General features: G+C 38.5%; 1 protein-coding gene. It reads left to right on the top strand.

Annotated features, from left to right (window positions below; all coding sequences use genetic code 11):
- Positions 1–794 precede the first annotated feature (794 nt).
- Positions 795–1710: endonuclease/exonuclease/phosphatase family protein (locus tag WBM98_RS18945; protein ID WP_424367582.1), on the top strand; the 916-nt coding region annotated here is incomplete at its 3' end.

The raw sequence follows: 1710 nt of genomic DNA, 5'->3' as shown, positions 1-1710 counted from the left end.
GCCCGAGGCAATGTATCAGCCCACTGGTCAACGTCATCAGACACCTGCTGGCCCCTATCCTGTGTGTGTGTGTGTGTGTGTGTGTGTGTGTGTGTGTGTTTTATATTCAGCTAGGTATTATCGTGCCATGAGTGACACTGTAGTGATGTTGATTTATGACAAACAATCACTGGTTCCCCGTTATACTTCGATTTATTAAAACCGTTCAAACCCTTGTGTATTACTGGCAATGTTCTTCGAGAAGATTACCACAAACTGAGGTTTTTATATGTGACTTGGATTATTCACGGTGTGTGAGATGAACAAATGACAAACCCAATTGGTTATTGCCTAGGGCCTTTTGCTCTGTGTGTGAATTTGTGAACTCAAAAAGGAGATACGTTGCGCGGACAGTGCTCTACGGTGCGTGTCTTCCACTGCTCATACTGCGGTAGTCAGTGATTGAAGCAAGCATCATTTGTTCTGTGTGTCAAATTAGATTCACGTTACGTTCTGGTGCTTAGCACATGATACGTGTACGTCGTGTATCACGGTTGAAGCACATACTCTGTGTGTGTAGGAGTGTTGTGCTAGCAAAAACATTTATATTTGCTGTGCACAGAACGCTTATAACCTAGCGCAGTATTATTCGGCGAATGCTTAAATTGTTTACTTCATTTTTTACTCTTTTGTGCCTTATTCTTTTATCGGCGGAATTAACTGCTTTGCTTATTGATTTGATCACTAATTGTCATTTTTTCTGATTTTTGGTTGTTGTTAATGATTTTTGTTTTTATTACATCATGAATCCAAAAATGTCAAAACACAATCTCCAGGTTGGACATCTTAATGTCTATCATTTGGTTAACAAAGTGCCTGATGTATGCGTGCTGCTTAACCAAAGCTCACAGCCAGTTCATGTTTTTGGCATGAGCGAAACACGTCTCGACTCGAGAATTGCTGATACCTTGATTTATATCCCCCAATACTCTGTTTTGAGACGCGATAGCGCAAAGAAAAATCATACAGGCATTGCAGTCTATATTCATGACTCAATTTCTAATTTTGCAACACGAAGAACTGAATTAGAAGATGAAAATATTGAGTGCATTTGGATTGAAGTAAAACACGGCAAATCATCGCCTCTGCTCATAGGTTACGTATATCGTAACCCTGCTGAAACGTCTAGTTGGTCTGAAGATTTCATTCAGATGATGGATAAAGTCAAATCACGCAATAAAGATATTGTATTGCTTGGAGATTTTAATATTAATCTGAATAACGCTCAAACAATATGGAATTCCACAACAACTTTATTAGGTCTTCATCAACTGGTTCTGAACCCTACCAGAATAACAGACACTACTGCAACTCTCATTGATCACATATATACTGACAATAAGAAGATTGTTTCAAATGTGTATGTATCAAATTCCAGTATCAGTGATCACAGGCCTATTTTTTGTTCGGTCTCTATGTGCTTGCCTAAATCAGGACCGAAAGGTCATACCACCATTGCATACAGAAGTTTTAAAAACTTTGATGAGTCTGCATTTTTTCGTGATCTAAGTGAAGCTCCATTTCATAGCGTTTTTCATTTTAGTGTTGCAGATGATGCTTTTAATCACTTTTACAACATTTTAAGCACAATTATAGATAAGCACGTGCCAATGCGTCAGCATAGAGTAAAACATGCCAGACTTCCTCCTTGGTTAACGTCTGATATTATAG

The organism is Maribacter sp., from assembly GCF_049667165.1.
Taxonomy (GTDB): Bacteria; Bacteroidota; Bacteroidia; order Flavobacteriales; family Flavobacteriaceae; genus Maribacter_A.
The sequence above is the reverse complement of the archived record's forward strand: the minus strand, read 5'-3'. Positions and strand labels throughout refer to the sequence as shown.